This is a genomic window from Streptomyces sp. 796.1 (genome assembly GCF_047525675.1).
Classification (GTDB): Bacteria; Actinomycetota; Actinomycetes; order Streptomycetales; family Streptomycetaceae; genus Streptomyces.
The window spans coordinates 110,999-127,505 of record NZ_JBLIWA010000021.1 but is presented as its reverse complement, the minus strand read 5'-3'; the positions used below and the strand labels follow the sequence as shown (position 1 = coordinate 127,505).

10 protein-coding genes are annotated in these 16,507 nt (G+C 71.1%); 6 read left to right on the top strand and 4 right to left on the bottom strand.

Going from position 1 to position 16,507, the window contains the following annotated elements:
* Positions 1–452: 452 nt before the first annotated feature.
* Positions 453–1,616, bottom strand: a complete 1,164-nt coding sequence (locus tag ACMA1D_RS16565) for a hypothetical protein (protein WP_414724739.1) — start codon at positions 1,614–1,616, stop codon at positions 453–455.
* Between the two features lie 165 nt (positions 1,617–1,781).
* Between ACMA1D_RS16565 and ACMA1D_RS16560 the strand changes: the two genes are divergently transcribed.
* Together ACMA1D_RS16560 and ACMA1D_RS16555 are read left to right on the top strand one after the other, a co-directional pair.
* On the top strand, positions 1,782–5,021 hold the full coding sequence (locus tag ACMA1D_RS16560; RefSeq protein WP_414724738.1) for a CRISPR-associated endonuclease Cas3'': 3,240 nt from the start codon (positions 1,782–1,784) through the stop codon (positions 5,019–5,021).
* A gap of 1,345 nt (positions 5,022–6,366) precedes the next feature.
* The gene (locus ACMA1D_RS16555) at positions 6,367–7,509 is read left to right on the top strand and encodes a protein-L-isoaspartate O-methyltransferase family protein (protein WP_414724737.1); all 1,143 of its coding nucleotides are present in this window, start codon (positions 6,367–6,369) and stop codon (positions 7,507–7,509) included.
* Positions 7,510–8,232: 723 nt separating this feature from the next.
* On the opposite strand, the gene ACMA1D_RS16550 is transcribed toward ACMA1D_RS16555, so the two are convergent.
* Positions 8,233–9,576, bottom strand: coding sequence for a tetratricopeptide repeat protein (locus ACMA1D_RS16550; protein WP_414724736.1), 1,344 nt, complete (start codon positions 9,574–9,576; stop codon positions 8,233–8,235).
* 193 nt (positions 9,577–9,769) lie between these two features.
* Here ACMA1D_RS16550 and ACMA1D_RS16545 point away from each other — a divergent pair, with 193 nt between their 5' ends.
* Both ACMA1D_RS16545 and ACMA1D_RS16540 read left to right on the top strand, forming a co-directional pair.
* The gene (locus tag ACMA1D_RS16545; RefSeq protein ID WP_414724735.1) at positions 9,770–9,922 is read left to right on the top strand and encodes a DUF6879 family protein; all 153 of its coding nucleotides are present in this window, start codon (positions 9,770–9,772) and stop codon (positions 9,920–9,922) included.
* A gap of 14 nt (positions 9,923–9,936) precedes the next feature.
* Entirely contained in the window at positions 9,937–10,470 is a 534-nt protein-coding gene (locus ACMA1D_RS16540) for a DUF6879 family protein (RefSeq protein ID WP_414724734.1), read from the top strand.
* Positions 10,471–10,767: 297 nt separating this feature from the next.
* Here the strand turns inward: ACMA1D_RS16540 and ACMA1D_RS16535 are convergent, their stop codons facing one another.
* The gene (locus tag ACMA1D_RS16535; protein WP_414724733.1) at positions 10,768–11,343 is read right to left on the bottom strand and encodes a TerD family protein; all 576 of its coding nucleotides are present in this window, start codon (positions 11,341–11,343) and stop codon (positions 10,768–10,770) included.
* 492 nt (positions 11,344–11,835) lie between these two features.
* The gene (locus ACMA1D_RS16530; RefSeq protein WP_414724732.1) at positions 11,836–12,912 is read right to left on the bottom strand and encodes a PucR family transcriptional regulator; all 1,077 of its coding nucleotides are present in this window, start codon (positions 12,910–12,912) and stop codon (positions 11,836–11,838) included.
* Between the two features lie 310 nt (positions 12,913–13,222).
* On the opposite strand from ACMA1D_RS16530, the gene ACMA1D_RS16525 reads away from it, so the two are divergent.
* Positions 13,223–13,828 carry a hypothetical protein gene (locus tag ACMA1D_RS16525; protein ID WP_414724731.1) on the top strand — a complete coding sequence of 202 codons (606 nt, stop codon included), beginning with the start codon at positions 13,223–13,225 and terminating at the stop codon, positions 13,826–13,828.
* A 350-nt stretch (positions 13,829–14,178) separates the two neighbouring features.
* Entirely contained in the window at positions 14,179–16,287 is a 2,109-nt protein-coding gene (locus ACMA1D_RS16520; protein WP_414724730.1) for an SPFH domain-containing protein, read from the top strand.
* Positions 16,288–16,507: the final 220 nt, after the last annotated feature.

The window sequence follows — 16,507 nt, the reverse complement described above, 5'->3', positions numbered from 1 at the left end:
GGCTCGACCTGCCGCGCGGCCCGACCGGGCGCGGGGCGCGGGGCGCCGGCCCGGCGGGGTGCCTGGCCCCGGCCGCGGTCGTCCGCCGTCACCCGTCCCACGTCGGTGCTGCGCACGGCGCCCCCTTCGTACGGTTCTGGCCCGCCCGGTTCGCATCGGTTCCGGCCCGGCCGGGCGACCTTCCGGTGCCCACCCCTGCGTACCGCGTACGCCTCCACCAGCGGTAGAAGCCGACAGGCAGCGCGAACTGCCCTTTCGGGGCAGCGGCCGGGGGCCCTGACCGGCGGGCTCGGGCTCGTCTGCAGGTCAGGGGGCGGGGGACGTACGTGCGGGGTACGAGGATGTACGCGCCGGATGCGGGCCCGTACGCGTGGGGCACGGTGACGCGCGCGCGGGGTACGGGGACGTACGAGTTACGCGCGGGGCACGGGCCTGATTACTCGGGCTGCCACTTACCCGGCCTGCCACTCCCACGCGGTGGGCGACCAGATGTGCCGTACGGGCGCGTCGTCGCCGTCTGCGCCGGACGCGCGAGCGGGCCCGTACGGCGCCGCGGCCCTCTCCGCCCCGTACGGCGCGGCCCCCTCCGCCTCGTACGGCGCCACCGGCGCCGCAAGCACCGGCCCCCAGAACCGCTCCACGCGCGCCACCGCCTCCGGCAGCCGGCCGAACGGCCAGCCGTGCTGGAAGGTGGCTGTGTCCCAGAAGTCCAGCCACTCCGCCGGCGGTGGGGGGAGTTCGGCCGGCCACGGGCGGTCCAGGGCGGCGCACTCGGCCGCGACGTCCTGGCGCAGCCGGACCAGTTCGAGGAGCGGGGCGCGCGGGCTGGCCGCGGCGATCAGGAAGTCCGCCACGTCTGACCAGCGCGTATTGATCTTCCCTCCGTCGCGCAGGCGCGCGTACCGCAGCAGTTTCTGCGCCAGGCAGCGGCCGAAGGTGGCCGCGGGTACGACGCAGGGGCCGGGCGCGCCGGGGAAGGCGAGGGGCGCGGTGCGGGCGTCCCGGGCCGCGATGTCGTCCGGGACGAGGACGATGTTCAGGAGGACGTCGGTCAGGGCGCCCACCTGCATCCCAGGCGCGGCACCGGCACCACCCATGCCATCCACCCTGCCCATGCCGCCGACTCCCCTTACGCCCCCCGCGGCCCGAACGTTACCCACCCCACTCATCACCCGTACCAACGCCCGGTGCACCGCCACCCGCCCCGGCCTGCTGAACACCACCGGCTCGGTGCGGAGCAGCCGCAGCCGTTCGCCGTCCGGGCCCGGCGGGAGTTCCGCGGTCCGTAGCAGCGCGCCGCCGGGCCCCGCCGGCAGGGCGAGGTCCACATCGGCCGGCGGGCGGGCGGTCGGGCCGATCCAGCCGAGCAGCGCGCTCGAACCCTTCAGGTGCCAGGGCGCGCCGGGCAACGCCCGGTCGATACCGGCCAACACCGCGGCCACAGCGGCTAGTTCATGCCGAAGGCCCGTATCGAGCCCGGTGAAGTCCGCCGCCCGCCAGGCCCCGCCCGCCGCGGTCGCCCGGCCGCCCCGGGCCACCGCTGCCGGCGCCCCCCGCCCCTCGTCCCGCGCCCCCGCCGTACCCGTCACGCACACCCCTCCGGTCCGGTCCGCCATGATGCCAGCGGACGCCGCCGGGGCGCCGCCGGGATGCCAGCGGTACGGGCCCCGGGGCCGGGCGCGGTCCTGCCCCGGCGCTGGCGCCGGGGCAGCGGTGGGCGTGCCGCGGGGAGACGTGACACACCTGGCGAACTGACGAACCTGCCGGACCTGGAGGGAAAGATGGCGGACGGCCCGTACGGCGAGAACGCGTGGGACGGGGATGCGTACGCGGCGCTGCGGGTGTGTGTCGGCAAGACACCCGAGTACGCGGGTGGCAACACGATGAGCCTGGTCATCACGCACCTGTTGGACACCGGGGCGGTCGCCGAGCGGCTGTGGGACGGGTTTCTCGCCCCCACCCTGCGGCGGCAGTTGGACGCGGCGGCCGGCGGGCCGGGACGCGGGCGCACGCTGCTCGCCTGGATCTGCGCGCTGCACGACATCGGCAAGGTCACACCCGCCTTCCAGTGCCGGTTCGCCGCGTACGAGCAGTCGCTGCGGGCGGCCGGGCTCGGCTGGTCGAAGATCGTGCCGAAGTTCCCCTGGCACCACGGCGCGGCCGGCGGCTACCTGCTGGGCTCGCTGCTGCGGAGGGAGGGTTGGCCGGCCGAACACATCGCCTGGGTGGTGCCGCTGGTCGCCGGCCACCACGGTTTCGTACACGCCGCCGACGTACTCGAACCGCCGAGCAAGGGGCTCGGCCAACTCCAGGGCGGCACGCGCTGGGACGAGGCGCGGCGGGCCCACGTCCGGTACGTCACCTCCGAACTCGGCCTGCCCTCCATCGCCGCCGCCGTACCCGCCGCCGTACCGTCGCGGCCCCTACAACTCCTGGTCAGCGGGCTGGTGGTGATGGCCGACTGGATCGCCAGCAGCAAGGCGCACTTCACCGGCATCGACGACTTTGCGCGGGTGAACATGGCGGGCGCGCGGCGGCGGGCCGCGGGCGCCTGGGAGCGGATCGGGTTGCGCGGCGGCTGGGGCGCGCTGCCGATGCCGCCCGCCGACGTGTTCCGGCGCCGCTTCGACCATCCGCCGCGCCCCGTACAGCAGGCGGCGCTGGACGCGGCCCGGGCGATGCCCGCCCCCGGACTGCTGCTCGTGGAGGCGCCCACCGGCGAGGGCAAGCTCTGGGCGGGCCTTGCCGCGGCCGAGGTGCTGGCCGCGAAGTTCGGGCAGGACGGGGTGTTCGTCGGCATGCCGCAGTGGTCGGCCAACGATCCGACGTTCGCCCGGGTACGGGAGTGGGTCGGGCGCATCGATCCTCAACTTGCTCCGCAGGTTGCTCTGTTGCACGGTCAGCGCAACCTGTCGCCCGTGTGGAGCGCGCTCCTCGCCGCCCCCGTCGAGGAACGCCGCGCCGCGGTCGGCACCTGCGACGAGGACGGCCCGCCCGAACCGCGCCCCGGGGAGCGGCTGACGCCCACGGAGTGGTTCTTCGGGTACGGGCGCGGGCTGCTGTGCCCGTTCGCGGTGGGCCCGACCAGCACGCTGTTGCAGGCGGTGACCCGTACGAAGTTCGCGGCGCTGCGGATGGCCGGGCTGCTCGGCAAGGTCGTCGTACTGGACGAGGTGCACGCCTCCGACGTACACGGCTCGCGCTTCCTCGCGGAGGGGCTGCGCTGGTTCGGCGAGGCGGGGGTGCCGGTGGTGCTGCTCTCGGCGACGCTGCCGGCCGCCGAACGGCAGACGCTGGCCGACGCGTACCTGTCCGGCGCGGCCCGCCGGGAGGAGTACGGCCACCCGGCGCTGGCCCATCCGCCGCGGCAGCCCGCGGTGACGGCCGTGTGGTGGACGCCGACCGGTCCGGCGAGCGCGACCCGGACGTGCGGGGCGCACCGGGGCTCGGTGCGGGTGGGGGTGGAGTTGTTGCCGGAGTGGGGGGTGGGGGTGGGGCCTGGGTCTGGGGTGGGGTCGGGGGTGGGTGTGGTTGCGGCCTGCGCGGCCGGGGCGGCGGGGACGGCCGACGCGCCCGCGCCCTCACCCGAGCACGTCACGGAACGGGCCGCGGCCGACGGGACCGGAATGGGCACGGCCGTGGACTCTGCGGTGCCTGTGGCGTCCGCGGCCGACGCAGCCACAGCCGCGGGGGATGCCGACGCAATCGCCGAGCCACCCCCCGACGACGCCGCAGCGCGGGCCGCGGCCGACGCGGCCGTCGCCGACCGGCTCGCCGCGGAACTGGTCGACGGCGGCTGCGCGCTGGTCATCCGTACCACGGCCGACCAGGCACAGACCCTCTCCGCCCAGGTCCGCAGCCGCATCCCCGGCACACGCGTCATCCTCCTGCACGAACAACTCACCGCCCGCGAACTCGCCACGCGGATGGGGGAGTGCCTGCGGTTGTTGCGCCCGGTGGGGCGCAGGGCGCAGGGCGCGGCGGGGGATGGGGCGGAGGGTGTGCCGGGCAGTCCGGCGGAAGGTGAGGCGGGGAGTGTGTCGGGCAGTCCGGCGGAGGGTGAAGTGGGCGGTGAGGTGGCGGAATCCCCGCCCCGCCCCCACCGCCTCATCGTCATCGCATCGACCGTCGCCGAACAGTCCTGCGACCTCGACGCGGACCTACTGATCACCGACCTGGCACCCCTGGACCACCTGCTGCAACGCATCGGCAGACTGCACCGCGGCACCGCCACGTACCGGCCCGCGCGGCTGCGGGCGCCGCGCGTGATCGTCACCGGGTACGCGGAAGGGCCCGGCGGGTCGCCGGCGGCCGGCCCGCTGGCGGTGCCGCCCCGCTTCCCCGCAGTGGCGGAGGAACGGTACGGGCGTCACGCGCTGCTGCTAGCCGCCCACGAGGTGGGCCGGGCCGCCACCGGCGCGCGGGTGTGGTCCTACCCGGCGGACGTGCCGGACCTGGTGGCGACCGGATATGCGGCCGGCGCCGCCGCGGTCCCCGCCGCCTGGCGTGCGGAGGTGGCCGCGGCCCGCGCGACGGCCGACGCCCAGCGCCGACAGCGCGCGGCCGACGCCGGCGACCGCCTCCTGACCCGGGCCGGCCAGCGGGTCTCCGCCACCCTGACGGGCCTGCACTACCTGGCCGAACGCCAGGACGCCGGCCCGGAGGCGCTCGACGCCCTGACCACCGACCACGTCACCGTGCGCGCCGCACTCCTCACCGAGGACGGCACCGGCGGCTACCACACGCTCTCCGGCACCCCCCTCCCGGCCGGCACCACCCCCGACACGGCCCAGTGCGAAGCGGTAACCGCGGACACGACGGCCCTGCCCCCGACGTGCTTCCTGGACGGCCCAACCGAACTGATGGTGATGCGCGGTTGGCGCTACACCCCCATCGAGTACACCCGCGTCCTCATCCTCACCGCCGCCGGCACGGCAACGCTGGGCGGGCGGCGGTTGCGGTACGAGCGGGGGGTGGGGTTGGTGGATGAGGGGGTGGTGGGGGAGGAGTCGGTGCGGTAGGCAGGGGTGAGGTGTCGGGTGGTTGGTTGCTAGCCCTTCAGGGGCTATAGGTGGCTCCAGCTCGGCGGACGTGGCACAGGCAAAACGTTGCGAACCCTCCAGGGCTGATGACGACCCTGAAGCAACGCATGGCGGGCCCGGGGATTTGGCTGTTGCGAACCTTCCAGGGCTAATGACGACCGGTGGTGAGCCGTCACTACTGGAGGCCCCTCGCCTGTTGCGAACCCTCCAGGGCTAATGACGACGGGCGATCTCGGCGCGGACCTCGGCGTGGGCGTCGGGTTGCGAACCCTCCAGGGCTGATGACGACCACGCGGACCAGGGCACGGGCGGCGTACGGCCACTGGTTGCGAACCATACAGGGCTCATGACGACCGGCGTTGACCTGCAACTTGTCGCTGTGGAGCGTCTGTTGCGAACCCTCCGGGGCTCATGACGACGGTGGATGGCGTGCTCGCGGTCTTCGCGGTGGCGGTGTTGCGAACCCTCCGGGGCTCATGACGACGCGCAGGCCGGGCACTTGGAGGAGCTGGGCGGCTCGTTGCGAACCCTCCAGGGCTCATGACGACACTGTTCCGCGTGCGGGCCCGCCCGCACCTCACCATGTTGCGAACCCTCCAGGGTTCATGACGACCGTGATGGTCATCGGGTACGCCGCCGCCTACCGCACGTTGCGAACCCTCCAGGGTTCATGACGACGCGGCAACTGGACCACGGAAGGCAGCGCCCCCACCGCGTTGCGAACCCTCCAGGGTTCATGACGACCCGGGTCCTGCCGCTGGTTGACCAGGTGAACCCTCTGTTGCGAACCCTCCAGGGTTCATGACGACCGCCCAAGCCCTGCAAGGCGGCGCGATGACGCCGGCGTTGCGAACCCTCCAGGGTTCATGACGACCCGAGGGTAAAATCCCAGGTCACACGCATATTGCCACCCCGTCCCGCAAGCATTTTTGCAGCGATCAGCCGGTAATGCATCACCCCAGGTCACAGCGTCAGCGACAGCCGGGGCGCCCAGGCTGTGCCGCATGCGCGGCGGGCCCGTCGAACGACGTTAGCCGACTCTCGCAGTCACGAAGCCACCCGCGTCAGCTCTCCACCGCAGCAAAAAGCCAGAATCCCCCACCAATCCAGCGACCACACCGCATCGCACCGCTCCTGCGCCCGGGCGGCTGCCACGCTGCGTACGAGACGTCGATGTTCGAGACGTCGATCGGAGTGGATGCGTGGGCGATCACCGCAAGCCGGACCCGACCCGAGCCAGGGCAAGCCGCCGCCAGGCAACGCGGACGGCAAGGTGCCCGATCCGCCGCCGCCCACGGGGAACCGGCGCAAGTAGCCGATGCACATGTCTCGACATACGCGACTGGCGACGGCCATGACGGACGCGGACCTATGGCCGGCGGACTCACCCTGGGTCCGCCCGGCCATGGTGGACGCGGCCCCGCGGCACCTCTTCGCTCCGGACCGCCTATGGACGTGGGACGGGCACGCGTACGTACCCGTCGACCGCGCCGCCGCCCCGGATCCCTGGACGGAACTCGTCTACGGCGGCCCGTACGACTCGACCGTTACCCAGGTGACGGACGGCCTCCCCACCTCCAGCCTGAGCTGTGAGGCAGTCGTCGCCGACATGCTCGACTCCGCGATGCTGGAGCCGGGGCACGCCGTGTTGGAACTCGGCGCGGCCACCGGGCGCAATGCTGCCCTCATGGCAGCCAGGACGGGGCCCGGGGGGCGGGTTGTCACGGTCGAAGTGGACCCGCAGTTGGCTGACGGTGCGCGCCAGAACCTGGCCGCGGCACATGCCGATGTGGTCGTCGTGACTGGCGACGGGGCGAGGGGCGCCGAGTCGTACGCACCCTTCGACCGGGTCATGGCCACGTACGCGGTGGACCTCATCCCGTGGAACTGGGTGCAGCAAACTCGGCCTGGTGGACGGATCGTCACCCCGTGGGGGCGGCTCGGCCACGTGGCACTCACGGTCGCCGCCGACGGGCGGTCGGCCCGCGGTTGGGTTCAGGGCCTCGCCACGTTCATGCCCGCAAAGGGCACCGTCGCAGGTCGCCTCTGGGAGGACGTACGAGGGGCGGGTGAGCCGGAGGAGGAAACGGTGATGGAACGAACGGACTTGCTCCGCCTCCACAAGGACGCGAACCTCCTCTTCGCCCTGCGGGCCGTCCTACCGGAGGTGCAGATCCGTACGGAGGCGGCCGAGGGCCGCATCGTTGCGTGGGTACACGACGACCGCGATTCCTGGACGACCCTGGTGGCGAACGACGACTGTCCCACCCTCGCCTACCAGGGCGGCCCACGCCGCCTGGCCGCCGAACTGCAAGCCGCCTGGCAGGACTGGGAACGCTCCGACGCCCCTTCGATCTACGACTTCGGCATGACGCGCACCGCGGATCACCAGGTGGTGTGGAGCGGCGACCCGAACACGGGGCGCAGGTGGAGTCAGACGTCGGTGCATGAGGTCTCGGGGGCGTAGGCGGGGGGTACGGGTGCCGGGGACGCGGGCGCGGGTGGGCGGGTCCGTTCTTGGCTTTGAGCGCTGGGTGACTTGTCCCGGGTGGGGTTGGCTTTGCCGGTGCCCGGATGAGTGCGGGAGCTTGCTCGCTCTCCGGGGTTGATGACGACCGCGGGAGGCTGCGCGCACCGCTGCGACGGCATCACGTTGCGAACCCTCCAGGGCTAATGACGACCCGTCGCGCACTGGGTGCCGATAACCGGGCAAGCTGCGTTGCGAGCCCTCTTCAGAGCTGATGACGACCCGCCGACCCAGATGTTGCCGTTGCCGATGGTCATGTTGCGAACCCTCCTCAGGGCCGATGACGACTGGAAGTCCTCGGGGAGTCCGAGTCCGGTGTGCGGGTATTGCGAACCCTCTTCAGGGCTGATGACGACCAGCCTGAAGACTGAGAGCTTCACGCAGGACCGTCGATTGCGAACCCTCTTCAGGGCTGATGACGACGACCGGATGACCTCCGCACCTTGCTCGGCCGACCGCTGACATTGCGAACCCTCTTCAGGGCCTATGACGACCCGAGGGTAAAGCCCCAGGTCACACACATGTTGCCACCCCGTCCCGCCAGCATTTTTGCAGCGATCCGCCGGTAATGCATCACCCCAGGTCACAGCATCAGCAACAACCCGCGATCGAATGTGCCGCCTCCCAGGTTAGAGACGGCGGAAGTGTCTCCCGCCTTGCGAGCTAGACGCCCCGCTGCGCAAGCAGCACCCGTGCTCGGTCGCGGGTGTGACGGGCCGTGTTGTTGGCTTGATAGGGGGCCAGGCATTTGACGGCGGAGCGGACTCGGTCGTCCACGCGGCCCGAATGCATCGCCGGGTAGTCATCGAGTACGCGATTCCACGTAGCGCACGCCGCGTCCAGGTGGTCCACTTCGAGCTGTCGCTCGGCCAGGAGGCTGCCGAACATCATGGCGCTTCGATTGCTGTCCGAACTGTTCCGCAGCTTGAAGTGTTCGTGGAGTGCAGACACGCTGCCCTTCACATCGCCCAGTTCGTAGCGAACCTGCGCAGTGTGGTACGCGAGTGTCGACGCGCTGTACCCGCCCGAAGCCTGACCGGACGGGCTCGTAACGCGCGACACCGCGCGCTCTGTTACGCGCAGGCTTTCCAACGCATCGGACTTCGCACCCGTAAGCGCGTACCCGTGCGCCTGCTGGCCTGCGAGGAACGCACGCATGCGGTGCGTGGAGACCGGAGCCGTATCAGCGGCAGCATTCGCGTAGCGGGCCGCGGGGCGCCCGTGGCCCAGATTGGCCGCTTGTACGCTGATGCCGCGGAGGATATGGCAATACGTCATGCGATCGTCAGCGGCGCCAGCCAACTCCAACCCTTTGTTGTAGTAGCGCTGGGCCAACCCGTTCAGCCCCTCATCCACGGCCATCCAACCCGTGAGATAGCAAGCCATCGCGCCCGCGGACAACATGGCTTTGCGAACGGACTCGGTGGCTGTCGCGCGGAGGTACGGCACAACAGTGTTGGTGAGGAAAGCGCTAGCCATTGGCCGTGCGTATTGACCGCCGAACTCGCCGTCGAGAACCTTCAGTCGATTGATCATTGCGCCCACCGAGTCCACCTCGGCCTGCCCGATCCGAGCGCGAGGATTGACCTGAACCGCGTGTGCTCGACCGGCGACCTCTGACCATCCCGGAATCGTGAGGGCGACCGAGAAGAGCCCTACTCCTAATGCGCGCCGTCGTGTTGCATCCACCTGCACCCTCCCCAGGTCAATCAACTCGTCCACCACATCAGTACCCGTACGCGCGTGCGAGCTATCCTCAGGCTCCGGGAAGCCGGCGTCCGTGCAGGTGAGGGAGCGGCCCAGACCTCGGGCCAGCGCTTCTACTACGAGTGATCGCGATGCTTGATCGCGCGGCACCACGCCTTTCTTCACCCACAGCCACGCCGCCTGCGAGCTGTAAGACCGCTTGGTCCCCCGCTCGGTGGCCACCTGGTTGACCTTTCGGGCCAGTTGCTCGTACGTCCACTCGGCCTGACGGACCAGCCGTTGCAGCTTCTCGTTAGGCACCCGATTACCCATGGATCTCCCCTGGAATTGACAGGAGTTGAGAGGGGTTGACGTCGACACGGTACCGCTGTCTGTAGCTGTGCGGTTGCCTAGAGCGAGAAGAGGGGGGGGGAACCTCATCGCGAGGAAGAGGGAGGCGGCGGAAGTCATCATGGCTCCCCTGGTCCCATCGAGAAGGCGATCGGTGATCGGCTTGGCCAAGGATCTGAGCACGCTCTTCGACGGTTTCGCCGCCGAGGCGTTCCGGCTGGAAACCCTGGACGGCTACGGCAAGTCGGGCAGCGTGGAGGCGTACGGCCTGTTTCGCGAAGGTCGGGAGAAGCCGGCTGACTACAACGCCGACTGATAAGGAGGCCGTACGTGCTCTTAGACGGTGAGGACTGGACCGCCAAGGTTCAGGGGTTCAAGCGGGAGGCGTGGCGGTTGGAGACGCTGCCCTGGTATCGGGTGCCGAGTGAGGATGGGGATATTCGGGAGTTCCTGGCCGGGCAGCGGCTGGATGCGCAGAATTACTCGTCCGGATATACCGAGAGCCTGAAGAGGATCAGGGCAGAGGGGCGTTCCAAAGGGCGCGTCCACATCGTCACGCGGCCCCTGACGGAGTACCTTCGGTTCGAGTTCATGTACTACGACGTGCATGAGGCCGCCGGCGACGCGATCCGCATCCTCGACGTAACGGACCGGCCCAACCCCCTGGAAGGCGTGCAGGACTTCTGGCTTTTTGATCAGTCCGAGGTGGTCCTCATGAATTACGCCGAGGACGGGACGCAGATCAGCCGGGAGCTGTACGAGGGGGACGTCGAACCGTACGTCGCGTATCAGCGCATTGCGCTCGCGGAATCGGTGCCGTTCAGGGAGTTCGTACGCCGTTGGCCAGCGAGTCTGGTGGGTTAGTTCGGCAGGCCGTGAGCGATGGTCATCGCCACGTCGTCATGCGACTGCGCCGGCGCGTCGGGCGCGGAGGGGCAGGCTTACCCGAGCCCCCATTTCCCCCAGCCCCCCGCCAGGGGGAAAGGGCTGCCCGGCCAGGGGGCGGGTCCGGGCAGCCCCGTATGGGGTGGGCTGGGTGCTCCGGGAGGGGAGGCGGCAGCCCGGGGCGGGGTGGTGGCCCGCCGGGGTTGAGGGCCTGGGGGTGTGGGGTGGGGAGCCGAAGTCCCCGTTCCGCCGGCCCCGGGGCCCCACCCGCTTCCGTCAGACGTTGACGCCGAAGTCCGCCGCGATGCCGGCCAGGCCCGACGCGTAACCCTGGCCCACCGCGCGGAACTTCCACTCCGCGCCGTTGCGGTACAGCTCGCCGAAGACCATGGCGGTCTCCGTGGAAGCGTCCTCGGAGAGGTCGTAGCGGGCGAGTTCGACGCCGTCGGCCTGGTTGACCACGCGGATGAACGCGTTGCGGACCTGGCCGAAGCTCTGGGCGCGGGCCTCGGCGTCGTGGATGGAGACCGGGAAGACGATCTTCGTGATGTCGGCGGGGACCGCGGCGAGGTTCACCTTGACCGCCTCGTCGTCGCCGTCGCCCTCACCGGTCAGGTTGTCGCCGGTGTGCTCGACCGAACCGTCGGGGCTGGTCAGGTTGTTGTAGAAGATGAAGTGCCGGTCGGAGGCGACCTTGCCGCTGTCGTTGCACAGCAGCGCGCTGGCGTCGAGGTCGTAGTCCGTCCCGGTGGTCGTCCGCACGTCCCAGCCGAGGCCCACCACCACGGCCGTCAGGCCCGGGGCCTCCTTGCTCAGCGAGACGTTGCCACCCTTGGCCAGCGAAACACCCACGACGTGTCCTTCCCCTGATGCCCTGCGTCGACTGTCGGGTTAAATCTACAGCAGTGTAGAAGTTTGGTGCGTGTCAGATTCGAACCTGGTCCCGGCTTCGGCCCTGGTCCCTCCCGGCCCCGGCCCCGGCCCTGGTCGTCGCGGCCTCGCTGCCGCCGCGCCCTGCCCCGGCACGTCGCTTCCCGCTCGACTCTCGACGCCCGCAGCCGTAACCCAGAACCGCAACCCACTCCCCGAACCACGAATCCCGAGCTCCCGAGCCCGTTCCCCGTACCCAACCCACCGCGTGCGCCGCACAGTACGGGAAAATCGGCCGCCCGCACCCCCTCCGGCGGGGAACCGGCGGACACACACCCAACCCGGCGCGCCGGCCACCCACCACCGGACCTCGACCCAACCCCAGCCCCACTCACCCCAACCCCACTCACCCCAACCCCAACCCCACTCACCCCAACCCCAACGCCACCCCATGCCCAGGCCGCGCGCCAGCGCCTACCCCGTCTCCCCCCACGCCTCCTCCTCCGGCCACCCCATCAACCGGGCGCCGATCACGGCCGTTTGGAGGGTGTAGCGGTGGACCGGGTCGCTGGGGTCGGCGCCGGTGAGTTTGTGGATGCGGTCCAGGCGGTACGTCATGGCGCGCACGCTCAGCGACAGGCGGCGCGCCGCTACCGCGGCCACGCACCCCGTGTCGAAGTAGGCGACCAGGGTTTCCAGGAGCGGTCCGGCGCCCCCGCGGGCGTGTTGGAGGGGGCCGAGCACGGTCCGTACGAGGTCGGTCATGGCCTGTCGGTCGCGGCTGAGGACCGGGTAGACGAGCAGGTCGGCGGCGTGCAGTACGGGGTCGTCGAGGTTGACCCGGGCGGCGAGGTCGAGCGCGTTCAGGGCCTCCTCGTAGGAGTGCACGACGCCGCCGACGCCGGGGTGGGCCCGGCCGATCGCCACCCGCCCGCCGTCGGTCGCCGCGTACGCCTGCTTCGCGAAGTACTTGAGCACGTCGGGCTCGTCGCTGGGCGCGATGCAGATCAGCCGGCCGTCCTTGGTGGTGAGCAGGATGCGCCGGTCGCCGAACCGCGCCAGCAGTGAGGATTCGATTCTGCGGGTCACCGGATAGCCGTCGTCGTACGGTTCCGGGCCCTGTGCCACGGCGACCGCGTGCGCGTGCGCGAGGAGCAGGCCGAAGCGTTCGGCGCGTTCGGCGAGCCGGCCGAGGTCGCTGCGTCCGTACAGCAGGTCGTCGATGAACTCCCGGCGCGCCGCCTCCTCGCGCCGTACCGCGAGCCGCTGGGCCCGCTCGTGGCCCTCGGCGAACGCGTCGACGGCCTGGGTGAGGGCGGCCAACAGGTGGCCGGCGTCCGCCTGCGGCACCTGCGGGTGGACGGCCTGCGCGGTGGTCAGATGGGCGTGGACCAGGGTCCGCAGTCCGATGCCCGCTTCCGCGGCGCGTTCGCCCCGCTCCCGCAGGGCCTCCAGCTCGTCCCTGACCAGCCGCCGGCCGGTCGTGCACGCGCTGGTCAGGATCTCCGCGCAGCCCGCCAGGTAGTCCTCGGGTATGTCGCGCTCGGCCATCGTTCCTCCGCTCCTCGCGCGGCCTCGTTCCCTGGTGGCGCGCGGAATCCAAGGGTGACACGGGGCAGGGCGGCGGCACGCGACCGGCATTAAGAACCCGTAAAGACTGCCGGTCGCCGGCAATGCGGCTTCGCGCGCGCGGCTGTCACGATGGGGTGGCCGGCGCGACCGAGATCAACGGATGCCGGCGTACGGAAAGGAACGCTCCGCGGCCCTTGGGTCGCGCTCCGACGTGGAGCGCGGCCCTGCGGCCCGCGGGGCACGACACTGCCGCGGGCGTCGGGGGGCGCCGCGACGGAGGGGGCTGACCATGGGCGAATTCCTGAGCGTGGCCGCCGGTCTGCCGACCGTGGTGTTCAGCGCGGCCCTGATGGTGGTCGTCGGCTTCTGGCTCTTGGTCCTGGTCGGCGGCGCCGAACACGACTCCTTCGACACGGACGTCAACGCCGACGCGCTCCACCTCGGCGGGGTGCCGGTGGCCGTCTCGTTCTCGTTGTTCGTCGTCTTCGGCTGGCTGTTCAGCTTCACCGGATCGGTGCTGCTCGCCGACTCGGGGATGCCCGGCGCGCCGCTGCTCTCGCTCGAAGCCACCCTGTTCGGCGCCTCGATCTTCTGCGCCTGGTGGCTCACGCGCCGCCTGGTCGGACCGCTGGCCCGCCTCTTCCCCGACGAACCCGGGCCGTCCCGGCAGGACTTCATCGGCCTGACCTGCACCATCCGCACCAGGCGGGTGGACGCGGGGTTCGGCCAGGCCGAGGTCACCGCCACGGACGGCTCCACGGCGCTGGTGCAGGTGCGGCAGCAGGACGGCGACCGGCTCGGGCTCGGCAGTACGGGGTTGTTGTACGCGTACGACGACCTGGGCGAGTTCTTCTGGGTCGCCCCGTTCGACGCGGCGCTCGATCCGCGCGGCTGACACGGGGGAGTCGCTGCCCGTTGCGGGATGGCTGCCTCTGTGAGGTGGCTGGCCCCGCGGGGTGGCTGGTCCCCGGCTCTTGGCCGCTGACTCTGACCCTGGCCCTGGTGCCTGGCCTCTGACCTGCGGATCTCTCCGGTCCGCGCGTCGCTGGCACACCGAGCAACCCACACCCAGGGCGCCGGAACACCCACAGCGCCGAATCGCCCACGGCGCCGGAACACCCACACCCCGCACCACCGAAACACCCACACCCACCCACGTACACCCACCCACACCCGCGTACGCACACCCACTGACACACCCCACACCCACACCCGCGTATGCACTTCTCTCCCGGGGGACTTCTCATGGATGCCATCACGGTAGGCATCGGCGTGTTCGTCGCCGTCGTCCTGCTCATCGCGTTGACCTTGCTGTTCGTGATCAGTCGGCTGTTCCGCAAGGTGGAGCAGGGCAAGGCGCTGATCGTGTCGAAGATGCGCAAGGTGGACGTCACCTTCACCGGGCAGGTCGTACTGCCGGTGCTGCACAAGGCCGAGGTGATGGACATCTCGGTGAAGACGATCGAGATCTCGCGCACCGGGCGGGACGGGCTGATCTGTCGGGACAACATCAGGGCCGACATCCGCATCTCCTTCTTCGTACGGGTCAACAAGACCGTCGAGGACGTCATCAAGGTCGCGCAGGCCATCGGCACCGCCCGGGCCAGCGACAAGGCGACCTTGCAGGAGCTGTTCAACGCCAAGTTCTCGGAGGCGCTGAAGACGGTCGGCAAGCAGCTCGACTTCACGGACCTGTACACCAAGCGTGAAGAGTTGCGGGATCGGATCATCGAGGTCATCGGCACCGATCTGAACGGCTACAGCCTGGAAGACGCGGCCATCGACCACCTGGAGCAGACGCCGCTGGCCCAACTGGACAGCCACAACATCCTGGACGCCCAGGGCATTCGCAAGATCACCGAGCTGACCGCGGTCGAGCACGTGCGCACCAACGAGTTCCAGCGCAACGAGGAGAAGGAGATCACCCGGCAGAACGTGGACGCCCGGGAGGCGATCCTGGAGCTGGAGCGGCGGCAGGCGGACGCCGAGATCAAGCAGAAGCGCGAGGTGGACACCGTACGGGCGCGCGAGGAGGCCGAGACGGCGCGGGTGATGGAGGAGGAGCGGCTGCGGGCGCAGGGCGCGTTCCTCAAGACCGAGGAGCAACTTGGCATCCAGCGCGAGAACCAGGCGCGCGAGGTGGCGGTGGCGCAGAAGAACCGGGAGCGGGTCATCGCCATCGAGAACGAGCGGATCGAGAAGGACCGGCTGCTTGAGGTCATCGCCAGGGACCGGGAGACCGAACTGACCCGGATCGCCGCCGAGAAGGAGGTGGAGTCCGAGCGCCGGGAGATCGCCGAGGTGGTGCGGGAGCGCATCGCGGTGGACCGTACGGTGGCCGAGCAGGAGGAGTCGATCAAGCGGCTGCGGGCGGTCGAGGAGGCCGAGCGGCAGCGGCAGGCCGTGGTCATCGCGGCCGAGGCCGAGGCGCAGGAGCAGTTGGTCAAGGACATCAAGGCGGCCGAGGCGGCCGAGCAGGCGGCGCAGCACCGGGCGGCCGAGGAACTGACGCTGGCCGAGGCCCGTACGAAGACCGCCGACCTGGACGCCCGGGCCAAGATGCGGCTCGCCGAGGGCATCCAGGCGGAGGCGGCGGCCGAGGGGCTGGCGGCCGTGCAGGTGCGGGACAAGGAGTCGGAGGTCATCGAGAAGGCCGGCCGCGCGGAGGCCGAGGCGATGGCGGCGCGGCTGAAGGCGGAGGCCGACGGGGTGCGCGAGAAGGCGCTCGCGGAGGCGGCGGCCATCGGCGAGAAGCTGAAGGCCGAGGCGGAGGGGCTGACCGAGAAGGCCGCGGCGATGGCCGCGCTGGACGAGGCGTCGCGGGCGCACGAGGAGTACCGGCTGCGGCTCGCCGCCGACAAGGACGTACGGCTCGCCGGCATCGAGGCGCAGCGGCAAGTTGCCGAGGCGCAGGCGGCGGTCATCGCGACCGGTCTGGAAGGCGCGGACATCAGCATCGTGGGCGGCGAGTCGGCCTTCTTCGACCGGCTGGTCGGGGCGATCTCGCTGGGCAAGAGCGTGGACGGGTTCATGCAGCACTCGCAGACGGCGCAGACGCTGGCCGGGCCCTGGCTGGACGGTTCGGCCTCGTTCACGGACGACCTGACGAAGATGCTCGGCTCGGTCTCGACGGCCGACGTGCAGAACCTGACGGTGTCGGCGCTACTGATGAAGTTGATGCCGAAGGGGTCCGGGCAGCTCGATCAACTGCTGGCATCTGCCCGGCAGTTGGGTCTTGCCGACCTGCCGGTTGCGGAGTTGGTCGGGCGGGCGGACGCGGGGGCCGCGCAGGCGGGACCGCAGTTGGTGAAGCAGCCGGCTGGCCCGGCCGGCGCCGCCGCGCCCGTCTCGTAGCCGGGGTTTCGGCCGGCGCCGGGCCTGTCTCGTAGCTGCTGCTTGGGCTGGCGCCGGGCCGCCTCGTGGCCGTGGGGTGGGCTCCCCTGGGTGGGCGGTTTCCTGTGCGGGGGCTCCCCCTCCGCGGGGCTTCCCCTCCGCGGGGCGGCCCCCGCGGGGTGGCTACCCGGGGGTGGCTTCCCCTCCGCGGGGCTGGCCCCCCGCTGGGTGACGGACCCGG